The sequence below is a fragment of the Nocardia sp. X0981 genome (assembly GCF_977089955.1).
Window position 1 is genome coordinate 423,876 of the sequence record NZ_OZ372435.1, and the last position, 22,171, is coordinate 446,046.

A 22,171-nucleotide genomic window follows, 5' to 3' on the forward strand; every position below is an offset into this window, starting at 1 on the left:
GGTCAGGCGGACGCCGGTGGGCTCGGCCGCGTGAGCGCCGTGCGTAGTTCCTCCGGGGCGGTGACCGGAAGATCGCAAACGGTACCCCGGCACACGTAGGCCGCCGCGGTATCGCCGATCGCCGGCCGGTCCGCGAGCAGTGGCACGGTGTCCGCGGCGGCCCGGATGACGATCGTGCCACCCGGCGCGTATGCCCGCGCCACTTCCAGGAGGCCATCGCCTGCCGAAGGAGACCCGGTGGTGGAAACGGCCACCTGCAGGGGCCCACGCACCGCCGCTTCCGCGACCGTCAGCCACTGTCCCGCCGAACGGGGCGCCTTCGCCAGTACCACCGCGCCGCGGTTCAGCGTCTGCTCGGCCAGTTCGCGGTAGCGCGAGGCGTGCTCGGGTGCCACCACGGCCGAAGCGGTGAGCAGTGCCTCGGCCAGCACCGAGGCGCCGGCGGGTGTGGCGCCGTCGATGGGGTCACGGGGGCGCGCGATAAGGGTTTCGGCGTCGTCGGCGGTATCGAACCAGCTGCCGGGTTCGTCCGGGTCGGCGAAATGCGCGATGGCCGCGTCCAGGACCTGTCGAATATCCGGGAGCAGCTCGGCCGACCCCGAGTACTGGTGCACTGCCAGCAGCGCGGTGGCCAACCAGGCATAGTCCTCGAGCACGCCGGGCGCCGTTCCGGGCACCCCACCGAGCGAGGCGCGCAGCACCCGCCCGGCCACCACGTGGAGATCGAGGAGCTGCCGGGCGAGCTCGTGCGCGGCGTCGAACCATTCGCGCCGGTCCAGCGCGTGCGCGGCCTCGCACAGCGCGGTGACGGCCATACCGTTCCAGGCCGTCACCACTTTGTCGTCCCGGTCGGGTTGCGGACGCCGATCGCGGGCCGCGCGCAGGGTGGCGCGGATGCGCTCGAAGCGGGCGGTGTCCTCCGGGTCCCGGTGGCGGGTGAGCACCGAACAGCCCTGTTCGAAGTTCCCGGCCGTCGTGACCCCGAAGATCTCCGCGGCCCAGGCACCCTCGACCGGACCGAGTTCCCCGGTCAGTTCGGCGGGGTTCCACACATAGGTCGCGCCCTCCACTCCCGGCTGCCCGGGTTCGATATGGGTGTCGGCGTCCAGCGCGGAGGCCAAACCGTGCGCTGTGGACAAATCGTCAAGCAGGAACGCCACCAGTTCCTCGGTGATCCGGCGGGGCAGCGGATCGTCCGGGGTGCGCCGGGCCAGATGCGCGTAGAACCGCAGCAGCTGCGCGTTGTCGTAGAGCATTTTCTCGAAATGCGGGACCACCCACGCCGCATCCACCGAATACCGGGCGAAACCGCCGCGCAACTGGTCGTAGATACCGCCGCGGGCCATCGCCTCGGCGGTACGGTCCACCACCGTCCGCACGGCGGGATCACCGGTGCGCTCCCAACTGCGCAGCAGTCCCTCGAGCAGGGCGGCCGGTGGAAACTTCGGAGCGCCCCCGAAACCGCCGTGCACCTCGTCGAAATCGCGGACCGCCGCGGCGACGGCATGGTCCAGCAGCTCCGGGGTTATCCGGAGTTCGCTTTCGGGCAGCCCGCCCGCCTGCGCGCGGAGCGCCTCGGCAACCTGCTCGGCGGCGGTGTCCACATCGGCGCGGCGGTTACGCCAGGTATCGGTGATCGCGGTGAGCAGCTGCGTGAACGACGGCATCCCGCCACGCGGCATCTTCGGGTAGTAGGTACCGCAGTAGAACGGTTCGCCCGCCGGGGTCAGGAAGCAGGTCATCGGCCACCCACCCTGCCCGGTCATGGCGACGGTGGCGTTCATGTACACGGCGTCGAGGTCCGGGCGTTCCTCCCGATCGACCTTGATACAGACGAACTCCTCGTTCATCTGCGCCGCCGTGCGTTCGTCCTCGAAGGATTCGTGGGCCATCACATGGCACCAGTGACATGACGCGTACCCGATCGAGAGGAGGATCGGTACGTCCCGAGCGGCCGCCTCCGCCAGCGCATCGGCATCCCATTCCCGCCAATCGACCGGGTTGTCCGCATGCTGGCGCAGGTAGGGCGAGGTGGCACCGGACAGTAGGTTCATACCTTCCAGCCTCCCACAGCCTCCGACAAACGATCCGGACCCGCAACCACCGGCCCGAGCGCCGTCACATGATGACTCGTGATGTCGAAGCTGGAACCATCCGAGGCCGGTTGGCGGAGCCGCGGACGAGATACCGTCCGGCATCAACTGCGGCGGGTGAGGACAATGCGGTCCGCGAGCATTTCCGGTGCGTTCTGTTCACTCTCGAGTGTATTCCTGCGTTCAGGCCGGGAGCGGCCGAGATGGGTTCTCGTCGAACGCGGTGGCACGCGAGACCTGCTCCCAGGCGACGATATCGGCGCGCACACTGTCCAGGTGGCCGAGCACCGCGTCGACACCGTCGTCGCCCAGCGGCAGGCGCAACGGGGTGTGTTCGGCATCGAGCGCGGCCCGAATCGCGGCAGCCGCCTTGGCCGGGTCGCCGGGCTGGGAACCGTCACTGTTCTCGATCATGCGACGGGTGGGCCCCACAGTGTCGGCGTAGGTGTCGGTCTCGGTGCTGAAGTAGGCGGCTCCGGAACCGAACAGCCCGGTGCGGAAAGCACCGGGCTCGACCACGAGGACCCGGATACCGAACGGCTTCACCTCCTCGGCCAGCGCTTCGGACAATCCCTCCAGCGCGAACTTCGTTGCGCTGTAGGCGGAGAAGCCCGCGAAGGACAGCTGCCCGCCGATGCTGCTCATCATGACGATCGCACCGCTGCGCCGGGCGCGCATATGCGGCAGGACGGCACGGGTGAGCGCCGCGGGGGCGAACAGGTGCAGGTCGAACAGGTCGCGCAGCTCGCGGTCGGTGGTCTCCTCGACGGCACCGACCTGGGTGCGACCCGCATTGTTGACCAGGACATCGATACGGCCGTGCCGGGCGACGACGTCCTCGACGACGGTACCGATCCGCGCGGTGTCGGTGACATCGGCGGCGACGGCCTCGATCCGATCCGGATACGCGGTCAGCAAGTCGTCCAACGCGGCGGTACGCCGGGCCACTGCCACCACAGTGTCGCCCGCGTCGATCGCAGCTTGGGTGATCGCCCGTCCGAAGCCGCTGCTGGCTCCGGTGACCAGCCATATCTTGGGGGTGCTCATCACAGATCTCCTCATTGGGTTCTTCGGTGACCCGGCCCATCCGTCGAGCTCGGTGGCGCCGTCGGCGTGTGACAGCAGGCGAGCACCCCCGGCACGATGCCGACTGTTTCCACGTCGATACCGCCCACGAACTCGCCGCCGAACAGGTAGTCCGTTCCGACAATAAAGCACCCTTGCGGAGTCCGTGCGGTGGAACCGCACCGAGTTGGGCTCCGGGGCATCGCTTCTCGGATCGGGCGCCCGTGGGACGGAACGAGTCGCAGCCGCCGATGCGGCCTCGCGGTGTTTCTGCAAAGCTCGAGCGCTCCGTGTCGTCCCCGGGAAACGGGTCGAACCCGGCCACGCCATAGCGGGCCGGTCCGATGGCCGTCAGCGCCCGGGCGGTCTCCTCCGGGTCGATATCGGCATCGATCTCGCCGTCCTGCTGGGCCCGGACGATCTGACGGGTGAACAGGGCGAGGGTTTCGGCGTGGAGCCGGCACGCGCGGCCGCGGACCTCCTCGTCCTGCGCGCTCAGAGCCGCGGCACTGCTGGCCATCGGGCAGCCCTGCGGCGGCAGATCCAGGCGACCGCCGTCTTCGAATGCCTCGAGGCCGTACCGGCCGAGAGAAGAGAGGCCGCCGTCCCGAAGGGATGCCGGCCTCTCGGCGCCTTCTACGGTGGTCTCGTGATCAGAACCGCCGCACTGGCCCATATCCGTGACCGTCGACTGATCCAGACGCGTTCGGTCGGTAAGTCCGTCTTCTACATGGCGGGCGGGAAGCTCGACCCCGGGGAGACGGCCCTGCAGGCATTGCACCGGGAAATCCGGGAGGAATTGGGCGTCGGGGTCACCGAGGTCAGCGAACTGGGCGTTTTCCGGGCCGAGGCATACGGCCACGCGAGCGGGACCCAGCTGCACATGACCTGTTTCCTCGCCGAGATCACCGGCGAACCGAGCCCCACCGGGGAGATCGCGGAACTCCGCTATTTCACCGGTGGCGAGTACGCGGCCATGTCCGAAGTAGCGCCGGGCTCACTGATGGTGTTCCGGCATCTGCACCGGCTCGGGCTCCTCGACTGGTAGCGCGTCCCGGCTATACGGGCTTCTCCCGGTTGTCGGGGGCACCGGCCTCGGCCTGGTCCGCCCGGCGGGCTATACCGGGCTCGGTGCCCTCGTCGGCTTCCTGATCCGGTTCGGGATGTTCGGGTTCGAAGGTTTCCGGCAGGTTCTTCAGATGCTTGTTCATCGACCGGACCAACAGGAAGGTCCCGATCAACAGCACCAGCACCACCGCCAGGCCCAGCGGGGACGCCTTACCGAATTCCGGGCCCGTCGGGGTACCGGGAGTCTGCGCCAGCAGTGCGGTGGCGTATACGGGGAACTGGGACACCGGCATCAGCGGTACTCGTCGGTTATGCCTGCGAACAGGTCGGTTTCCGGAATATCGGTGCGCACCCGGGTACGAGCGAGTTCGAACTCCTCGGTGGGCCACAGCCGCTGCTGCATCTCCAGCGGGATGGCGAAGAAGGCTCCGTTGGGGTCCACCTGGGTGGCGTGCGCGCGCAGTGCGTCGTCGCGGTGGGGGAAGTACTTACCGCATTCCACCTGGGTGGTGACCCGGGCCATGATGTCCCCGCGTTCGACGGCGTACTTGCGCGAGCGGTCCAGCCACTCCTGCAGCGGGAACGGTTCCCCGATCTTCGCGTACTCCTCGGCGAAAACTTCCATCCGCCGGATCGTGAAGCCGTGGTCGTAGTACAACTTCAGCGGCGTCCACGGTTCTCCCGCGTCGGGGAACTTCTCCGGATCACCCGCGGCTTCGAAGGCGGCCACCGATACCTCATGGCAGCGGATATGGTCGGGATGCGGGTATCCGCCCATCTCGTCGTAGGTTGTCATCACATGCGGCTTGAATTCCCGGACCACCCGGACCAGCGCCTCCGTGGCCTCTTCCAGCGGAACCAGCGCGAAGGATCCCTCGGGCAACGGCGGCAGCGGATCGCCCTCCGGTAGACCCGAATCGACGAAGCCGAGCCAGGTCTGGCGCACGCCGAGCGCGGCGGCGGCCGCCGCCATCTCGTCCCGACGGATCTCGTGGATCCGCTCGAGGACCCCGGGCGTGTCCATGGCGGGGTTGAGGATGCTGCCGCGTTCCCCGCCGGTCAATGTGACGACGAGGACGTCATGGCCTTCGTCGGCGTAGCGTGCGGTCGTCGCAGCGCCTTTACTCGATTCGTCGTCGGGGTGGGCATGCACCGCCATGAGGCGAAGGCCACTCACTTCTCGTTCACCGTCGCTCTCGGTCGCGGGTGTTCGGACTTCATTACCTATAGTTCCATCAGGACCGATTCTGTTCCGACCTACCCCCCGGGAGCACGCGATCATGACCGAGCCCACGCCGGACCCCGGGCGCGCCGACACCGGCGCCGCGGCTGTGAACAGCGCGGACGCCGCACCGGCCGGCACCTCCGCGGCGGCTTCCGCTCGGGATCGCTACGACGACCGGTACGGCCGTCGGCGCACCCGGCCCGGCGGATGGCGGGTGGGAGCCCTGCTCACGGCCTTCGTGGTGTTGGCCGGCATCGGTGTCGCCTACCTGGGCTGGACCAAATTCGGGCCGAAGGACATCGAATCCGAACAGCTCGGTTATACGGTGCTCGACGATTCCTCGGTCGAGTTGCGGATCCGGCTCACCCGCTCCGACCCCTCGCAACCGGTCGTCTGCGTGGTGCGGGCCATGTCGCGCGACCTCACCGAAGTCGGCCGCCGTGAGGTGCTGGTTCAGCCGTCGGGCAGGGACGAGACGGTCCGGGTGAGTACGGTGATCCGCGCGAGCGAACGTCCGGCTTCGGCCGCGATCTACACCTGCACCGATAACGTCCCGGGGTATCTGCGAACGCGGTGATCCACGGACCGACGATCACGGACCCGTCGGTAAAAACTTCTCCGACCTGCACCTTTGCGATTCATGCTAAAATGGCTTCACACACGGTTCCGGGGCACGGAGCCGTGTTTGCTGCATTGGCGGCCAACGCGGTCGGCACCGGGCCGGTGATGGATTCCGGCGTCGGACCTGCCGGGGTTCCTCGAAATTCCCGCAGATCGCGAGAGCCGTCGGCTGAAGCATGCCTGCCTCCGGGCAGGCCGTGTGGCAGTGATCAGGAATCCCGGTCTGCCGGGGACAACTACTAGGGAGTGATCGAGATGACTGAGACCCAAGTGACCTGGCTGACCCCGGAGTCGCACGACAGGCTCAAGAGCGAACTCGACGCGCTCATCGCCAACCGTCCGGTCATCGCCGCCGAAATCAACGAGCGCCGGGAGGAAGGCGACCTCAAGGAGAACGGCGGCTATCACGCGGCGCGGGAAGAGCAGGGCCAGCAGGAGGCCCGTATCCGGCAGCTGCAGGAGCTGCTGAACAACGCCAAGGTCGGAGTGGCTCCCACCAAGTCCGGTGTGGCTCTGCCCGGGTCGGTCGTCAAGGTCTACTACGACGGCGACGAAACCGATACCGAAACCTTCCTCATCGCGACGCGAGAGGAGGGCCTGGGCAATTCCGATCTGGAGACCTACTCCCCCAATTCCCCGCTCGGCGGTGCGCTGATCGACGCGAAAGTCGGCGAGACCCGCGAGTACACCCTGCCCAACGGCAACACCATGAAGGTGACGCTGCTCAGCGCCGAGCCGTACCACAGCTGACCCGTCGGCCGCGGCGCCCGCCGCGGCCGGAACCGGCGACGAAGACGCGAACGGCCGCATCCGAATTCTCGGATGCGGCCGTTCGTTCATGCTGTGCGCTCCTGTGCCTCGGTTCCGTCCGCCCCGGCGTCAGCTCAGGGCCTGCTCGAGGTCGGCCAGCAGATCGCCGATGTCCTCGATACCCACTGAAAGCCTTACCAGATCGGCCGGCACCTCGAGGTCGGAACCCTCGGTAGAGGCGTGGGTCATGGCCGCCGGATGTTCGATCAGCGATTCCACTCCGCCGAGGGACTCGGCGAGGGTGAAGACCTTCGTACGCGAGCACAGTTCCCGGGCGGCGTCGAGCCCGCCCGCCAGCCGCACCGAGATCATGCCGCCGAAACGCCGCATCTGTTTATCGGCCACCGCGTGACCGGGATGCTCCGGCAGCCCCGGATAGATGACCTTGCTGATCGCCGGATTCCGGGACAGGTACTCGGCGATCGTCTCGGCGTTGTCGCAGTGCCGATCCATTCGCAGGGACAGCGTTTTGGTGCCGCGCAAGGTGAGGAAGGCGTCGAAGGGGCCCGGTACCGCACCGGCACCGTTCTGCAGGAACCCGAAGGCGGAATCGAGCTCGCCGTCATCGGTGATCAGCGCCCCACCGATGACGTCGGAGTGACCGCCCAGGTACTTGGTGGTCGAATGGATCACCACATCGGCCCCGAGCAGCAGGGGCTGTTGCAGGTAAGGGGTGGCGAAGGTGTTGTCGACCACCAGTTTGGCGCCCGAGGTGTGCGCGATATCGGCCAGTGCCGGAATATCGCCGATATTGAGCAGCGGATTGGTGGGCGATTCCACCCAGATCAATTTGGTTTCGGGCCGGATGGCGGCGCGTACGGAGTCGATATCGGTGATCGCGGCCGCCGAATGTGCGATTCCCCATTCGGTGAAGACCTTGTCGATCAGCCGGAAGGTCCCGCCGTAGGCGTCGTTCGGGATGACGATATGGTCGCCGGGCCGCAACATGGCGCGCAGCGCACAGTCGGTGGCGGCCATCCCCGAGGCGAAGGCCCGACCGTGGCGACCCGATTCGAGAGCGGCCAGATTGGCCTCCAGCACCGTCCGGGTCGGATTACCGGTGCGTGCGTACTCGTAGCCGTCCCGCAGCCCGCCCACTCCGTCCTGGGCGAAGGTGGAACTGGCGTAGATGGGCACATTGACCGCACCGGTCCGCGGGTCGGGATCGTAACCGGCGTGCACAGCCCTGGTGGTGAATCCCAGTTCGCTCATGGCCCCAGCCTAGAGGGCAGGGCACGGGAGGTCGCGGGCCGGTCGGTTCTCCCAGGGGCCCCTCCGGTGCGGTGGCCGACGGGTCCGCGGCGGACCCGACAGGGACAGGTGCCCAGTTGAGCGGGGTACCAGGAGAATTCGGCACACCGATGGGCGCGGCTTCGTATAGACGGCGACTCCAGATGCGGCCGGGCGCGGGTGCGCGATATCACAGTGGAAATTTCTCTTCCGGATGCGGTTCTCGCCCTCGCCGGCCGGTCGCAGGAATTCCCGGATCGCCGAAAATCCGTCACCGCCGGCGAAATCGTTCCTCACACCGCTTCCCGCGTGGATGCAGGACATTGTTACCAACCGTCACTCCGGAGCCACCTGGGCGTCACCCATTCGCCCGGCCGGCGGCGCACTCTGATATCGCACCCGGAGCAGGCCCGAGACCATCCGGGTGAAGTACACGGAGGTGCGTTATGAATTCGCAGTCGCCCGGCCCGGCTGATCGACGGGCGCCCACCATGGAGGAATCCGGCTTCGAAACCGCCCGGAATACCCGGGAACACGCCACTCCTTGCCGACTACCCGATCAGCGCGAACTGGTGGCCGCGTTCTCCGGTGCCGGGCGCGCGTATTCGGGTCAGCCGTTGCTCTCCTGGGCACACTCGCTGGCGAACCTGCACCGGCGCCGGCACGGCGATCCGCTGTCCACCGCCGGAATCGATTGCCGCCGAGCCGAACTCGTGGCGTTGATCGACCGGTGGGCCGAAACCCGAACGACCCCGCGGCGAACCCACTCGTACGCCTGTTCACTGGGCGCGAAGATAGACCGTATGGCGGCGGCGCATGTACACGCGAACCATCTACTGCACAGCGCCGAGCGAGTCGCCGACGAGCGGGTCCACGCGGCCTGGTACCGGCTCGCGCTACTGGCCGACGAATGGACGGATCTGGTGACAGGCGCGGAACCCCTCCGGCACCGTAGATGAACCGGCCGCCACCTTTCACCTGCGGAATTGCGCCGAATATCACAATTCGATAAATACCGGCGCGTTGTTACCATCGGTATATGTTCCCCCTCGGTACCCGCTTGTACGAAGCCTCTGCCCGCCGTTTCCTGGAGGGTATCCACCGCACCCACGGGGAACCGGCGCTCACCGCGGCGGCCGGGCTTCCGGGGCTTTCCGCGGAACTGGACCAGCATGCCGCCGCGGTCCGCGACATCCTGGAACTCGGTATCGATGCGCCGAACCGGGTATCGCCCACCGTTCTGGTGGCCGGCTATATCCGCGGGCTGCTCGACGAGCGCACCACGCCGATCATCCCGCCCGCGGAGTGGGCCACCGCCGAATGGCTGCACCTGCGATTGGCGGGGGCCTGCCTGCAGGCCGGGCAGCCGACCCGGTAACAGCGGTCCGCCGCGAACAGGAGCTACCGGTCCGCGGCGGAAGAGCCGGGCTCATCCCCGATGGCGCGGTTCTCCGCCGTAGGGGTCCTGACCCCCGCCGTACGGTTCGCCGTACTGCTGGCGATACTCGCCACCGCTCGGCATCTGCCGGCCGTACTCGCCCGATTCACCACGGAAACCGCCACCCTGCGCGGGCTGCGGCTGCTCCCACTGTTCCGGGCCACGCGCCTCGACGCCCTCACCGGGGACAGGCTGTCGGCCGGTCATCCCCTGCTGCGCCCGAGCAGCGTCCTCGCGCCCACGCTGATAGGCCTCCGCATGCCCCCGCACTGTCGGCATCTGCTCCTCGAGGCCACCGAGCCAGTTCTCCCAGCGCTGCTGCATCGGCCGCACCAGACCACCACCGACGCCGACCACCAGGATTCCGCCCAGCGTGGCCAGCACCGCGATCAGGACGGGGGTGGTGACCGTGGTGGCCACCCCGATCTGGTTCAGCGCGGCGATGATACCGATACCCCAGATGAAAACCGAGGCGATCCGGGCGACCATCCGCCCGTAGCTCAGGCCGCCGAGCGCATTGCGCACCAGATCGTTCACCGCGTGCGCGATCGCACCCGCGACGACCACGATCAGGATGGCGACCGCCGCCCTGGGCAGCCAGGCCACGATGCCAGAGATCAGATTGCTGACCGGGTTCGGCCCGAAAACACCGAAGCCCATCTGCAAGGCGATCAGCAGAATCGCGTAGTAGGCCAATTTGGCGAGCAGGTCCGAAGCGTCGTATTTACTGCGCGACAGCATCCGCTTCACCCCGCCCCGCTCGACGAGGCGATCGAACCCCACCCGCTCGAGCACCTTGTCGACGATCTTCGAGACCGCCTTGGCGATGAGCCAGCCGACGAGCAGGATGACCAGGAAGCCGGCGAGCTTGGGTACGAATGTCGCAATCGAACCCCATGCGTCCGAGAAACCCTGCTGGAAATCGATTGCCAAACTCGAGGTTTGCACAAGCTCTTCCTTTCGCTCTCCGACGGACGCGACGTTTGCCGCGCACGGCATCAGTGCCGTTATACCCCGGTAGAGCTGGCCGAACCTGCGATTGCGAAAAAATTGCTAACGCGCCGACCGGCCGGTGCTCAGGAAACCGAGCAGATCGTGACGGGTGATCACGCCGACCGGTTTACCGTCCTCGACCACCATCAGCGCGTCGGTATCCGACAGCGCCTTGGTGGCCGCCGAAATCGGCTCCCCGAACCCGATGAGCGGGAACGACGGGCTCATATGCTCGGCCACCGAATCGGTGAGGTTGGCCCGGCCGGAGAACACGGCGGACAGCAGATCCCGTTCGGATACGCTGCCGGCCACCTCACCGGCCATCACCGGCGGCTCCGCGCCGACGACCGGCATCTGCGAGACCCCGTATTCACGCAGGATCTCGATGGCGTCACGCAGCGTTTCCGACGGATGGGTGTGCACCAGATCGGGCAGTTCCCCCGACTTGCCGCGCAGCACATCGCCGACCAGCGTTTCGGCCGTCGAACCGTCCAGCGGGGTGCGCAGGAAACCGTAGGAGCGCATCCACTGGTCGTTGAAGATCTTCGACATATAGCCGCGCCCACCGTCGGGCAGCAGCACCACCACCACGGCGTCCGGATCGCGGCGGGCCACCTCCAGCGCCGCCACCACGGCCATTCCGCACGAACCGCCGACCAGCAGTCCCTCCTCCCGGGCCAGGCGCCGGGTCATATCGAAGGAATCCGCGTCGGAGACAGCGATGATCTCGTCGGGCACCGCCGGGTCGTAGGCGGAAGGCCAGAAGTCCTCGCCCACGCCCTCGACCAGATAGGGCCGCCCGGTACCACCGGAGTACACCGAACCCTCCGGATCGGCACCGATCACCTTCACCTTCCCGCCGGACACCTCTTTGAGGTAGCGTCCCGCGCCGGTGATGGTGCCGCCGGTACCGACACCGGCCACGAAATGGGTCACCGTGCCATCGGTATCGCGCCAGATCTCCGGTCCGGTGGTCTCGTAGTGACTGTCCGGCCCGTTCGGATTCGAGTACTGGTCCGGTTTCCACGCGCCGTCGATCTCCTGTACCAGCCGGTCGGAGACGCTGTAGTAGCTGTCGGGGTGCTCCGGGGGCACCGCGGTCGGGCAGACGACCACCTCCGCCCCGTAAGCACGCAGTACATTGCGCTTGTCCTCGCTGACCTTGTCCGGGCAGACGAAAACGCAGTGATAACCGCGCTGCTGGGCGACCAGAGCCAATCCGACACCGGTATTACCCGAGGTCGGCTCGACAATGGTGCCGCCGGGACGCAGCTGTCCGGATTTCTCGGCCGCCTCGATCATCTTCACCGCGATACGGTCCTTGGAGCTACCGCCGGGGTTCAGATACTCGATCTTGGCCGCCACCAGCCCGGCACCCGAAGGAACCACCGAGTTCAATCGGACCAGCGGGGTGTTGCCGATGAGGTCCACGACATGATCCGCAATGCGCATACCCCCATCGTTGCAGAGGCGTTGCCGGTGACTTCGGCGTGGTCCGATGCGCCGCCGCGACAGCCGGGCGCGCAACCGGCGGATCGACGGATCGGCATCTAGTATCTGGGAGCTATGAGGCTGCCGAAGCTCGCGCGCGCCACCGTGATCCTGGCCGGCACGGCGTTCGCGCTCATCACCGCGCCGGAGGCATCCGCCGGCGCCGCCGTTCATTCGTTCGCCGATGTACCGACACTCACCTACGGCGGGTTGTGCGGAACCAGTATCCGCACCTGGGCCGATACCAGCCCGGCCTGGCCGGGACGCGCGGTCTTCAATGTCCGGGCCAACCCGGTCACCGGAATCGGGCCGGGCGCTCACCCGCTGGCACCGCTGTGCGAGGTCCTGACCACGGTGACCTGGCGCAACCTCGATACGGGAGCCACCGGCACCTACGTCAACAAAGTGGTGACCGGCATCTACGGCAGCATCCAGTATTCGCTGTTCCAGGACACCGGCCCCGGCCGGGTCGAGGTCACGGTGACCACCGACCACGCGAACATCCCGGCGCGCGGCGGTTTCGTCGTCCCGGCCTGATCAACGACACCACACAGCGAGGGATGCCACCCAGCCGGCACCGCCGCCACACACCTGCTCCCGGAGTCGCCGGCGACGCTCGGTGACCGGGATAGGACCACGACGGATATTTCCCCGCGCGCGCGGGCGACGTAGATTCGAAGGGATCGTACCCGCGAGTAGTGTTCGGTCCGGCCGGGCCGCGCACGCTCCTCGACAAAGGAGTCCTCATGCCAGAGGCCGTCATTGTTTCCTGTGCTCGTTCCCCCATCGGCCGAGCCAACAAGGGGTCCCTGGTGAGCATGCGACCGGACGACCTCGTCGCGCAGATGGTGCGCGCCGCGCTGGACAAGGTGCCTGCCCTGTCGCCCGCCGATATCGACGATCTCATGCTCGGCTGCGGCCAGCCCGCCGGCGAATCCGGTTTCAACATGGCCAAGGTCGTCGCCACCCAGCTGGGTTACGACTACCTGCCCGGCACCACCGTCAACCGCTACTGTTCCTCCTCGCTGCAGACCACCCGGATGGCGTTCCACGCCATCAAGGCCGGTGAGGGCCACGCGTTCATCTCCGCCGGAGTGGAAACCGTCTCCCGGTTCCCCAAGGGCACTGCCGACGGCTGGCCCGACACCCACAACCCGCTGTTCGCCGACGCCGAGGCACGCACCGCCACCGCCGCGCAGGGCGGGACCGGCTGGCACGACCCGCGCAACGACGGCACCCTGCCCGATATCTACATCGCCATGGGCCAGACCGCGGAGAATGTCGCGGCGTTCACCGGTATCTCCCGCGAAGACCAGGACCACTGGGGCGTACGGTCACAGAACCGCGCGGAAGAGGCCATCAAGGCCGGTTTCTTCGAACGTGAGATCACCCCGGTGACGCTGCCCGACGGCACCGTCGTCTCCACCGACGACGGCCCCCGCCCCGGCACCACCTACGAAAAGATCTCCCAGCTCAAGCCGGTGTTCCGCCCCGACGGTACGGTGACCGCCGGTAATGCCTGCCCGCTCAACGACGGTGCCGCGGCGCTGGTCGTCATGAGCGACACCAAGGCGAAGGAGCTGGGCCTGACCCCGCTGGCACGGATCGTGTCCACGGGCGTCTCCGGCCTGTCCCCGGAGATCATGGGCCTGGGCCCGATCGAAGCCGTGCGCAAGGCACTGAAACTGGCCGGGAAGACCATCGACGATATCGACCTCTACGAGATCAACGAGGCCTTCGCCGTCCAGGTCCTGGGTTCGGCCCGCGAACTGGGCATGGACCTGGACAAACTGAACGTCTCCGGCGGCGCGATCGCCCTCGGCCACCCGTTCGGTATGACGGGTGCCCGCATCACCGCCACGCTCATCAACAACCTGCAGACTCACGACAAGCAGTTCGGGCTGGAAACCATGTGCGTCGGAGGTGGGCAGGGGATGGCGATGATCATCGAACGCCTCAGCTGAGTTTCCTGCGGCTGTGTTCATCCTGCGGCGCCTGCGGCGCCGCGGGCTCGAGCCCCCTTGGCGTCGTGCTTGGGCACTCGAGATTCGCGCCTGCGGCGCCTGCGTGGTTGTGCTTCCACTGAGGGTTTCCTCAGCGGTTCGGGGCCCGTCTCGGTCCCTGCCGGGCCTCTTGCTCGCTCAAATGCCGGTGGAGTTATCCGCTTCCACGGAGACCGGCGAGGCGCGTTCTCGGTGTTGCGGTCGGCGCGGCAAGAGTCCGCTCGGCCGAGAGCGCCGAGACAACCACGGCCTAGGCTTCGTGTCGTGCTCGGCGATCCCGGATTTCTCTGCTCATGCTGTGGGGCGCACCACCGCGAGTTACCCATGAACTACACGATCGAGGCACCGGACGTATGAGATCCGGCCTTCCGACTGCCTGCTTTCGTCGGACCAGTGCGTGATCCGGGCACAGCACTACTTCGTCAAAGGTCTGATCGAAATACCGGTCATCGATAGCGACGAAGTGTTCTCCTGGGCTGTCTGGGTCTCGCTCAGCCGCGAGAATTTCTCCCGCGGCGGACTTGTGGGACACCGTCGGCCGAGAAGCAGAGCAACCCTACTTCGGCTGGCTCACTACCGATCTCTCGGCCTACTCGCCCACGACCCTCAACCTGAAGACCCGTGTCCACACCCGCCCGGTCGGCGAGCGTCCCTTCGTCGAGCTCGAACCGACCGGCCACCCCCTCGCCGTCGAACAGCGCACCGGAATCACCTGGGACCGGGTACGCGAGATCGCCGAGACGGTACGGCACATCTCCCGCGACAACAATCGGCGATGAGGGAGGATGCGCGAGTGCCGCCGACCTCTCGGACCCCGGAAGGCCTGAGCCGCCGGGCCCGGTACTTCGTCGAAAACCACGGGCTCCGTGTTCCCTGCCGGGATCTCCGCCGCTATCGGGACGTGTGGCTCGAGCACGGGATACCCGCTGCGGAGATCGACCGGGCCGTGGCTTTCCAGGAAGTTCGGGGCGGCATCGCCCTGCCCCCGGCCCCCGCGTACGAGGGCGGCCCACGTGTTCTGGAAGCCGATGTCCCCGAGGGGCCGACCGTGGAGGGGTGGCGCTTCCCGGCCGGCGAGCGCCGCGTGTCCTCGGCCTACGGATTCATGATCGGGTCCGGCGGCGAATTCGGAATCGACGCCGACACGTCTTCCGACGCAGCGAATGCGCCCTCCGACGCGGAGGTGCTCAGCTGGGGGTTTCCTCGGGCCGCTGCCCGACGCCCGACACGCGGTTCCGCGCCACGTATTCGCCGGTGAATCGAGCACGGAGACGCCACAGGCGGCCCGTCCATCGAACGGGCCGCCTGTGTTCGGTGCGGTGAGGTACTAGTCGCTCTGGAAGTAGCTCAGCAGGCGCAGGATCTCGACGTAGAGCCAGACCAGGGTGACCGTCAGGCCGAGGGCCACACCCCATGCCGCCTTCGGCGGGGCCTGGGCGCGGATGAGCTGGTCTGCGGCATCGAAGTCGAGCAGGAAGCTGAACGCCGCGATGGCGATGACCACCAGGCTGAAGATGATCGCGACCGGACCGCCGTCGCGCAGGCCGAACCCACCATCGGTGAAGAAGCTCGCGATCAGGTTGCCCACGACCAGCACCAGGATGCCGATCATGGCGCCGATGAGCATGCGGGTGAACCGCGGGGTCACACGGATCGCACCGGTTTTGTACACCACCAGCATGCCGGCGAACACACCGAAGGTGCCCAGGATGGCCTGGCCGATCATTCCGGCGCCGCCCGCGCCACCGAAGCTGATATCGGTGAACATGAACGACAGTGCGCCCACGAAAACACCCTCGGCGACCGCGTAGGAGAGCACGATGGCGGGGTTGTCCGCCTTGTTACCGAAGGTGGCGACCAGCACGAGAACCAGGCCGATGAGGCCGCCGCCGATGACGAACAGCGGCGCCAGCGCGTTGTTCGCGCTGGTCAGCATGTAGGTCACCAGAGCGGAGAACGCGAGCACACCGAGCGTGATCCCGGTTTTGGTGACCACATCGTCGATGGTCAGCGACCGCGTCGGCGCCTGCTGGTAGGGCTGCTGATACTGCTGCGGGTACTGCTGGTTTCCATACTGGTATCCCAGCTGCCCCGCGCCTGCGACGCCCGAGCCGAAGCCGGCGTAACCGGCTTCCTGCCGGGGCAGGTTCTTGAATACCGGATTGCTTGTGGCGCGCACCGCAAATCCCTTTCTCGGAGTTCGTTGGCCATACCGGAGCACGACCGTCGGTCTCGAGCGATTACTCGATATCCAACTGTTTGTCCAACGTACGCGCCCCGGGTGGAGTTCCCCGGGCGCCACGACAAGACAGACAAACCGGACCTTACCGCCGGACGGACCCGAATGGGCCACGGACCGCACAACGGACGACGCCGTAGCTGCCGCGGGGCTCGGACCTCGCCCGTGGGGAGGTGGAGCCGGATTATCGAGGACGGCCCACCGTCGGCCGAGCGGCGGCGGGCCGAGCGGCGCGGCTACATGACCATGACGAGAATCACGATGATGATGGCCAACCCGATCAGCAGGCCGATGGTGACGGCCAGGGTGGGGCTGGGCTGTCCCGAACCGGAGCGGACGGGCGGGGCCGCGGCGGCGGGGGCCACGGTCTGCGGCTGAGCGCGGCGGGGCAGCGGCCCGGAACGCGGGCTGCGCAGACCGGCGGCGGAGTTACGGGCCGCCCAGGCCGGGATCGTTCCGTCCTCGGTACGCACCGGAGCGCCGAGAATATTACCGGCGGCACCGGGACCGAATGCGGCGGCGAGGATTTCGTCCCGCGCCTGGGCCATACTCGGGCGGCGCTGCGGCGCCGGTTCCATCATGTGCAGCAGGACGCCGGTGAGGACACCGCTGCGGCTGGGCGGAATGATCCGCGCCATGGCGGCACGTTCCACGACGGCATCGGTGTTGTCGTCCATACCGAACGGGGGCTGCCCCTCGATGGCGGTATAGAGGGTGGCGCCGAGGGAGAACACATCACTGGCCGAAGTGGGGCGGGCGCCACGCGCCACCTCCGGTGGGAGATAGGCCGGGGTGCCGGTGATCATGCCGTCCGGTTCGTCCGCGGCCTCCGTAACACTGCGAGAGATACCGAAATCGCTCAGTTTGGCCATGCCGACCGCGGGCCCGCGGTCGGCGACGAGGATATTGCCCGGTTTGATATCACGGTGCACGATCCCGACATCGTGCGCGGCGGCCAGCGCGTCGGCGACCTGCGCGCCGATCTGCGCCACCTCGATCACCGGGAGGGTGTGCACCAGCCCGAGCGCCCGGGCGACACTGCGCGAGGGCAGATGCTCGATCACCAACCACGGCTCACCAGCCTCGAGCACCACGTCGTAGACAGCGATGGCGTGCTCATGGGACAGCTTGGCGGCGACCCGCCCCTCGTGCACGATCTGCTCCCGGATCCGCCGGGCCTCCGCCTCGTCCAGCCCCGCGGTGGTGAGCACCTGTTTGATGGCGACATCACGGTCCAGCAGCCGGTCGTGCGCGAGCCATACCGCCCCCATACCGCCACCGCCCAGTTTCGACTGCAGACGGTATCGGCCGGCGACCAGGTAGTCCGGGCCGACGATGGGGCGGGCGCGATCGATCATGGTGTGAGACTAGCCGAATTCCATGGTAGCTGGCCGGATTCGGAGCCGGTCTGTACAACGGGCGCCGTCGCGCGCTACATCGGGTCACAGTTGCCTCGACGGGCTTCCGGGGCCTGGTTTCCGCCGATAGCCTGCCGAATGCATGTCCGAATCGAGAAATAGCTGGGGTTGTGCCCGGCGGGTGACGGCAGGCCGGCTGCCCGCGGTCCGGCGCGAAAGTGGTTGGGAGCTATGCCGACACGGTCGCCTGCGGCAAACGGCGCCCGGCTGCGGGAACCGGCCGGACTGCGTCGGGCGCACGCCGGATGCGCGCATACGCCGGGCACGATCCGCCGCGAGTCCGGGCTGCCGGTACCGCTCACCCCGGCCTCGGCCGTTCGGCGCGAAGTACTGCCCGTTCCGCGGGCCCTCGCTCCGCTCCTGCCCGACCACGGCCCGGCCGGAGGAACGATGTTGGCCTACACCGGAACCGGAACGCTGCCGGCGGCAGTCGCCGAAGCGAGCGGGCACGCGGCCGCGGTCAGGCTACCCCGGCCCGGCCTGCTCGCCGCCGCGGAAACGGGCGCCCGGCTGGGCCGGCTCGCCGTGATCCCCGACGCCGGACGAGACGCGGCGGAAGTGGCCGCGGTGTTGCTCGACAGGAGGGAGTCGGCGGTACTCGCCCTCGGGGGCGCTACCGTCCCGGCAGCTCGTGCCCGGCCACTCGCCGCGAAGACACGGGGGAAGGAAGCCGTCCTACTCGTCACCGGCGGTTCCTGGCCCCTCCCGCACCCGAGTCCGAAACCCGGGTAGCCGGATCACCGGGCTCGGCGCGGAGAGCGGCCGATCCGTTCGATCTGCCTCGATATCGAGATCCACCCCGGAACCGGTGCACCGCGGCGAGGCCGGCTCATCGCCCGGCCCCGGGGTTGGCCGGGTGGAACTACCGGGACCGCGCAGTCCGCTGCTCGCCCGGGAAGACCGGTGGTTCGTGGAAGGCCTCTACGAGTGAACCCGGCGTTCAGTACGGATCGCAGGCGTCGAAGGCCGCGTCCTTGTCCGCGTTGAAGGTATCGATCTGCTTGTTGACCTCCTCGATCGAGGCGTTCTCCTCCAGCAGATCGGCCAACTCTTTCAGATTGTCGCGATAGGTGCGCATCGGTGTGGAGACATCGTTGGGCACATCCGGGTTCAGCTCCTGATCGATCTTGCCCGCGGTATCGCGCAACGCGGTGATCGCCGCCCCCTTCTTGGTCTCGGCATCGGGCGCGTTGTTGTCACTCGCGTCGATATAGGCGTTGAAGGCATCGACCGCGGGATTGTTGTGGTCACGCAGTGCCGTGCACACCTCTGTGGCGGCGGCCTCGGCCGCGGCCGCCCGGGAGGACGACGCAGCCGCCGACGACGACCTGACCTCCGAGGAATACACCTGCAACTCGGAGGTGTTCACCTCGGCGGTACCGGTCACGGTATTCGAGCAGGCCGCGATGAAACCGCCCGCGACCAGCGCGGTGACTGCAGCGGCGAAACCGGCTCGTTCGAGTCGTCGCATCGGTCCTGAAACTCCCCTCGGATGCCCACGACCCCGTATTTTCGCGCCGGCGCGCCGGACATCTGAGCCGCCGGTGCTGTCAACCGTACTGGGTCGCGTCGATTTCCGGCTGCTCAGCCTCCGATTGATGATCAACCGATACCGGTACGGGCCCGCGCCTACGCCGTCGCGATATCGACGACCAGGCGATTCGGCAGGGCGGCGGCCGTGACGGTGAACCCCGGCTCCTCGGCTTCCAACCCGATGAACGACTGTGTGACCCCCTCGAACACCGTGGTCCGGTAAACCCCGGCGATCCCGGGAACCGCCGGATCGGTGACCGGATCGGGGCCGGTGTAGGGGGCCACCCCGCTGTCGAACGGATAATCCGAGCCGGTGATCCGCACCTCGAGCACGGACTGCCCCGCCACGGCGAGTTCCCGACCGCTACCGTCCTGGATCGCCCGGCCGGTGTACCACACACTCCACCCGGGTGTCCCGGTTCCGCCGAGGAAGTATTCCACCCGATCGAAACCCGGATGCCTGCTCAACCGGATATCCGTCACGGTCAGGCCGGCATCCGGCGAGGCCTCGGCCTGCTTGGGCACCGTATCGTCCGGTGCGGGTGCGATCGGCAGCGGCACCGGCGGCAGGGGCGGTTGCGACCGGACGGCTTCGGTGCTCGGCGGCGCCGGTACCGGCGCCGGGGAGCCAACCGGTGGTGCCGATTCGGAGTCGGCGCACCCCGCAAGGCACCCCAGCATCGCGGCCACTACGAGTACACGCCCGGTACGCATGCGCCCGATGCTAGCCCGAGTACGCCCTGTCCTGCGGTAATACCCGATCGCGCGGTGTGCCCGCTAGCGGGGCCGCCGGTACCGTCACCACGCGGAAGCAGGCCGAGGGCACCGAGTATTCACCGGGGCGGACGGTAGGGCGCGGCAACGATCCAGCACACTTGTCACGTGCGAGACATGGAGGATCTACTGGGAAGGCTGCGCCGGTACCCGGACGTGGAGGCCGCCAACCTGTATGCCGTCGACGCCGCCGACCGCTTGATTCTCGACGTGGCCGCGGACGCGCTCGCGACAGCCGCCGACCGGCCGGGTTCGGTCGTGGTGATCGGCGACGGTTACGGCGCCCTCACCCTCGGCGCCGCCGCCGCGCACGATCTGCACGCGATCCGCGTCCACCAGGATCTGCTGACCGGCGAACTGGCCCTCGCCGCCAACGCGCGCGCCCTCGGCCTCGCCGACCGCTACACCGCGCATGCGCTGGACGCCGGCCTGCTCAGCGGAGCGACGGTGGTGCTGCTGCGACTGCCCCGGGTCCTGGCCGGACTGGCCGAAATCGCCGAGGCCATCGCCCGATACGCCCACCCGGATGTCCGGGTCTTCGCCGGCGGCCGGGACAAATACCTCACCAAAGCCATGAACGACGTGCTCGGCGAATCGTTCGGTGAGGTACGCGCCAGCCGCGGCCGGCAGAAATCCCGCACCCTGCTGGTCCGCGACCCCAAACCGGTAGGAGAGCCGCGTTTCCCGCTGCGCGAACACATCGGCGACCTCGGAATCGACGTGGTAGCCCACGGTGCGGCTTTCTCCGGAGCGCGCCTCGATATCGGCACCCGCTTTCTGCTCGAACACCTCCGCGCCATGAAACCCGACGCCCGCGATGCGATCGACCTCGGCTGCGGCACCGGAATCCTGGCGGTTTCCCTGGCCCGTTCCCGTCCCGGCCTCGCGGTGGTGGGAACCGATCAGTCGGCCGCGGCGGTCGCCTCCGCCACCGCCACCGCAGCCGCCAACCAGGTGACGGGCCAGGTTCGGGTGGTTCGCGACGACGCCATGTCCGCGGCACCCGACAACAGCGCCGACCTCGTGGTCTGCAATCCCCCGTTCCATGTCGGCGCCGCGGTACACACCGGTTCCGCCATCAAGATGTTCGCCCAGACCGGCCGGGTACTGCGGCCGGGCGGGGAACTGTGGACGGTCTACAACAATCACCTCAACCACCGCACCGTGGTGGAACGTATGGTCGGCCGCACCGAGGTGGTGGGCCGCAACCGGAAATTCACCGTCACCCGCTCGGTGCGCGGCCTGCGCGACCCGGCCCCCCGCTGACGCGCCCGGATCAGTCGATCCGCCGCCGATGCGCCCAGCGGGTGAGCGCGTTGCGATTGGACTGCTGAGTTTTGCGCAACACGTTCGAGGCGTGGGTCTCCACGGTCTTGACCGAAATGAACAGCTTCTCCGCGATCTCCCGGTAGGTGTAGCCGCGGGCCAGCAGCCGCAGCACCTCCAGTTCGCGCGGGGTCAGCGAATCCAGCTCCGGATCCAACGGCGGCTCGGGGACCGGCGATTTCCCGGTGAACGAATCCAGCACGAAACCGGCCAGCCGCGGACTGAACACCGCATCGCCACCGGCCACCCGGCGGATACCGTCGGCCAGTTCGGCGCCGGAAATCGTCTTGGTGACGTAACCGCGGGCACCGGCCCGGATCACCGCGATCACATCCTCGGCGGCATCGGACACGCTCAATGCCAGGCATACCGGCCCACTGTCGATCCCGCGCAGTACCGCTACCCCACCTCCGTCGGGCATATGCACATCGAGCAGCACCACATCGGGTTCGGTGGCATTGATACCGGCCACGGCCTCGGCCACTCCGCCCGCCTCCCCGACGACCTCCATATCGGTTTCCCGGCTCAGCTCCGCCCGCACACCGGACCGGAAAACAGCATGGTCATCGACCAGAAAAACCCGCACCCTCTCCCTCTCTGTGTTCATGGCGCGCCTGCGGCGCGCGGGGCCGATCCCCTCGGCGTCGCCTTTCCGCCCGCACGACTCGCGCCTGCGGCGCATACGCTTCGCGGGCGGAAAGGCGACGCGGGCTCGACCCTTCGCGGGCCTCGTAGGACTCGCCGCCGGGGAGCGGCGTTCGTCGCGAGGCCCGCGGTTGGTGATGGATTCGACGGTAGCGCGAGTTTCGGCGGCCTCGAGTCACGTATTCGCCGGCCGGCGACA

22 protein-coding genes and 2 pseudogenes are annotated in these 22,171 nt (G+C 68.0%); 11 read left to right on the top strand and 13 right to left on the bottom strand.

The features are described from left to right. Positions 1-2: 2 nt before the first annotated feature. The 3 genes and pseudogenes from ACYR7D_RS01995 to ACYR7D_RS02005 all read right to left on the bottom strand — a co-directional run. Complete coding sequence (locus ACYR7D_RS01995) at positions 3-2,054, bottom strand: thioredoxin domain-containing protein (protein ID WP_459547929.1); 2,052 nt, start codon at positions 2,052-2,054, stop codon at positions 3-5. Positions 2,055-2,276: 222 nt separating this feature from the next. Continuing rightward, the gene (locus ACYR7D_RS02000; protein WP_459547930.1) at positions 2,277-3,140 is read right to left on the bottom strand and encodes an oxidoreductase; all 864 of its coding nucleotides are present in this window, start codon (positions 3,138-3,140) and stop codon (positions 2,277-2,279) included. A gap of 421 nt (positions 3,141-3,561) precedes the next feature. Next, a pseudogene (locus ACYR7D_RS02005) lies at positions 3,562-3,834 on the bottom strand (hypothetical protein); the annotation flags it as partial. Between ACYR7D_RS02005 and ACYR7D_RS02010 the strand changes: the two are divergent. After that, the gene (locus ACYR7D_RS02010; RefSeq protein WP_459549972.1) at positions 3,808-4,206 is read left to right on the top strand and encodes an NUDIX hydrolase; all 399 of its coding nucleotides are present in this window, start codon (positions 3,808-3,810) and stop codon (positions 4,204-4,206) included. The pseudogene ACYR7D_RS02005 and the gene ACYR7D_RS02010 overlap by 27 nt on opposite strands. Before the next feature lie 10 nt (positions 4,207-4,216). Here the strand turns inward: ACYR7D_RS02010 and ACYR7D_RS02015 are convergent, their stop codons facing one another. Then, complete coding sequence (locus tag ACYR7D_RS02015) at positions 4,217-4,519, bottom strand: hypothetical protein (RefSeq protein WP_459547931.1); 303 nt, start codon at positions 4,517-4,519, stop codon at positions 4,217-4,219. Then, positions 4,519-5,385, bottom strand: a complete 867-nt coding sequence (mca, locus tag ACYR7D_RS02020; protein WP_459549973.1) for a mycothiol conjugate amidase Mca — start codon at positions 5,383-5,385, stop codon at positions 4,519-4,521. Before mca ends, ACYR7D_RS02015 begins: the two co-directional genes overlap by 1 nt. Before the next feature lie 121 nt (positions 5,386-5,506). Here mca and ACYR7D_RS02025 point away from each other — a divergent pair, with 121 nt between their 5' ends. Beyond that, positions 5,507-6,028, top strand: coding sequence for a DUF4307 domain-containing protein (locus ACYR7D_RS02025; RefSeq protein WP_459547932.1), 522 nt, complete (start codon positions 5,507-5,509; stop codon positions 6,026-6,028). Positions 6,029-6,327: 299 nt separating this feature from the next. Continuing rightward, positions 6,328-6,822: a transcription elongation factor GreA gene (gene greA / locus ACYR7D_RS02030; protein ID WP_459547933.1), complete on the top strand. Its 495-nt coding sequence runs from the start codon at positions 6,328-6,330 to the stop codon at positions 6,820-6,822. A gap of 129 nt (positions 6,823-6,951) precedes the next feature. Here greA and ACYR7D_RS02035 read toward each other — a convergent pair whose 3' ends face one another. Then, complete coding sequence (locus tag ACYR7D_RS02035) at positions 6,952-8,094, bottom strand: cystathionine gamma-synthase (protein WP_459547934.1); 1,143 nt, start codon at positions 8,092-8,094, stop codon at positions 6,952-6,954. Positions 8,095-8,558: 464 nt separating this feature from the next. On the opposite strand from ACYR7D_RS02035, the gene ACYR7D_RS02040 reads away from it, so the two are divergent. Continuing rightward, entirely contained in the window at positions 8,559-9,071 is a 513-nt protein-coding gene (locus tag ACYR7D_RS02040; RefSeq protein ID WP_459547935.1) for a DUF4254 domain-containing protein, read from the top strand. Positions 9,072-9,151: 80 nt separating this feature from the next. Next, the gene (locus ACYR7D_RS02045; protein ID WP_459547936.1) at positions 9,152-9,490 is read left to right on the top strand and encodes a DUF6401 family natural product biosynthesis protein; all 339 of its coding nucleotides are present in this window, start codon (positions 9,152-9,154) and stop codon (positions 9,488-9,490) included. A 51-nt stretch (positions 9,491-9,541) separates the two neighbouring features. Here the strand turns inward: ACYR7D_RS02045 and ACYR7D_RS02050 are convergent, their stop codons facing one another. After that, positions 9,542-10,498: a mechanosensitive ion channel family protein gene (locus ACYR7D_RS02050; protein WP_459547937.1), complete on the bottom strand. Its 957-nt coding sequence runs from the start codon at positions 10,496-10,498 to the stop codon at positions 9,542-9,544. A gap of 105 nt (positions 10,499-10,603) precedes the next feature. Then, positions 10,604-11,995, bottom strand: coding sequence for a cystathionine beta-synthase (locus tag ACYR7D_RS02055; protein WP_459547938.1), 1,392 nt, complete (start codon positions 11,993-11,995; stop codon positions 10,604-10,606). 114 nt (positions 11,996-12,109) lie between these two features. Here ACYR7D_RS02055 and ACYR7D_RS02060 point away from each other — a divergent pair, with 114 nt between their 5' ends. The 4 genes and pseudogenes from ACYR7D_RS02060 to ACYR7D_RS02075 all read left to right on the top strand — a co-directional run bounded on the left by ACYR7D_RS02060 (position 12,110) and on the right by ACYR7D_RS02075 (position 15,295). Then, positions 12,110-12,571, top strand: coding sequence for a hypothetical protein (locus ACYR7D_RS02060; RefSeq protein WP_459547939.1), 462 nt, complete (start codon positions 12,110-12,112; stop codon positions 12,569-12,571). Positions 12,572-12,780: 209 nt separating this feature from the next. Beyond that, on the top strand, positions 12,781-13,998 hold the full coding sequence (locus ACYR7D_RS02065) for an acetyl-CoA C-acetyltransferase (RefSeq protein WP_459547940.1): 1,218 nt from the start codon (positions 12,781-12,783) through the stop codon (positions 13,996-13,998). Between the two features lie 436 nt (positions 13,999-14,434). Further along, positions 14,435-14,816 (top strand): annotated as a pseudogene (locus tag ACYR7D_RS02070) (DUF2199 domain-containing protein). 14 nt (positions 14,817-14,830) lie between these two features. Continuing rightward, positions 14,831-15,295, top strand: a complete 465-nt coding sequence (locus ACYR7D_RS02075; protein ID WP_459547941.1) for a hypothetical protein — start codon at positions 14,831-14,833, stop codon at positions 15,293-15,295. A gap of 69 nt (positions 15,296-15,364) precedes the next feature. Here ACYR7D_RS02075 and ACYR7D_RS02080 read toward each other — a convergent pair whose 3' ends face one another. Then, positions 15,365-16,216: a Bax inhibitor-1/YccA family protein gene (locus ACYR7D_RS02080; RefSeq protein ID WP_459547942.1), complete on the bottom strand. Its 852-nt coding sequence runs from the start codon at positions 16,214-16,216 to the stop codon at positions 15,365-15,367. Between the two features lie 296 nt (positions 16,217-16,512). Continuing rightward, the gene (locus ACYR7D_RS02085; protein ID WP_459547943.1) at positions 16,513-17,634 is read right to left on the bottom strand and encodes a serine/threonine-protein kinase; all 1,122 of its coding nucleotides are present in this window, start codon (positions 17,632-17,634) and stop codon (positions 16,513-16,515) included. 231 nt (positions 17,635-17,865) lie between these two features. Between ACYR7D_RS02085 and ACYR7D_RS02090 the strand changes: the two genes are divergently transcribed. Then, a complete protein-coding gene (locus ACYR7D_RS02090; RefSeq protein WP_459547944.1) occupies positions 17,866-18,426 on the top strand; it encodes a hypothetical protein in 561 nt (186 codons plus the stop codon). A gap of 208 nt (positions 18,427-18,634) precedes the next feature. On the opposite strand, the gene ACYR7D_RS02095 is transcribed toward ACYR7D_RS02090, so the two are convergent. Together ACYR7D_RS02095 and ACYR7D_RS02100 are read right to left on the bottom strand one after the other, a co-directional pair. Next, the gene (locus ACYR7D_RS02095; RefSeq protein WP_459547945.1) at positions 18,635-19,165 is read right to left on the bottom strand and encodes a hypothetical protein; all 531 of its coding nucleotides are present in this window, start codon (positions 19,163-19,165) and stop codon (positions 18,635-18,637) included. Between the two features lie 158 nt (positions 19,166-19,323). Next, positions 19,324-19,941: an AMIN-like domain-containing (lipo)protein gene (locus tag ACYR7D_RS02100; RefSeq protein WP_459547946.1), complete on the bottom strand. Its 618-nt coding sequence runs from the start codon at positions 19,939-19,941 to the stop codon at positions 19,324-19,326. A gap of 177 nt (positions 19,942-20,118) precedes the next feature. Between ACYR7D_RS02100 and ACYR7D_RS02105 the strand changes: the two genes are divergently transcribed. Further along, positions 20,119-21,267 carry a class I SAM-dependent methyltransferase gene (locus ACYR7D_RS02105; RefSeq protein WP_459549974.1) on the top strand — a complete coding sequence of 383 codons (1,149 nt, stop codon included), beginning with the start codon at positions 20,119-20,121 and terminating at the stop codon, positions 21,265-21,267. Between the two features lie 10 nt (positions 21,268-21,277). Here the strand turns inward: ACYR7D_RS02105 and ACYR7D_RS02110 are convergent, their stop codons facing one another. Beyond that, positions 21,278-21,934, bottom strand: coding sequence for a response regulator (locus ACYR7D_RS02110; RefSeq protein WP_459547947.1), 657 nt, complete (start codon positions 21,932-21,934; stop codon positions 21,278-21,280). Positions 21,935-22,171 lie beyond the last annotated feature (237 nt).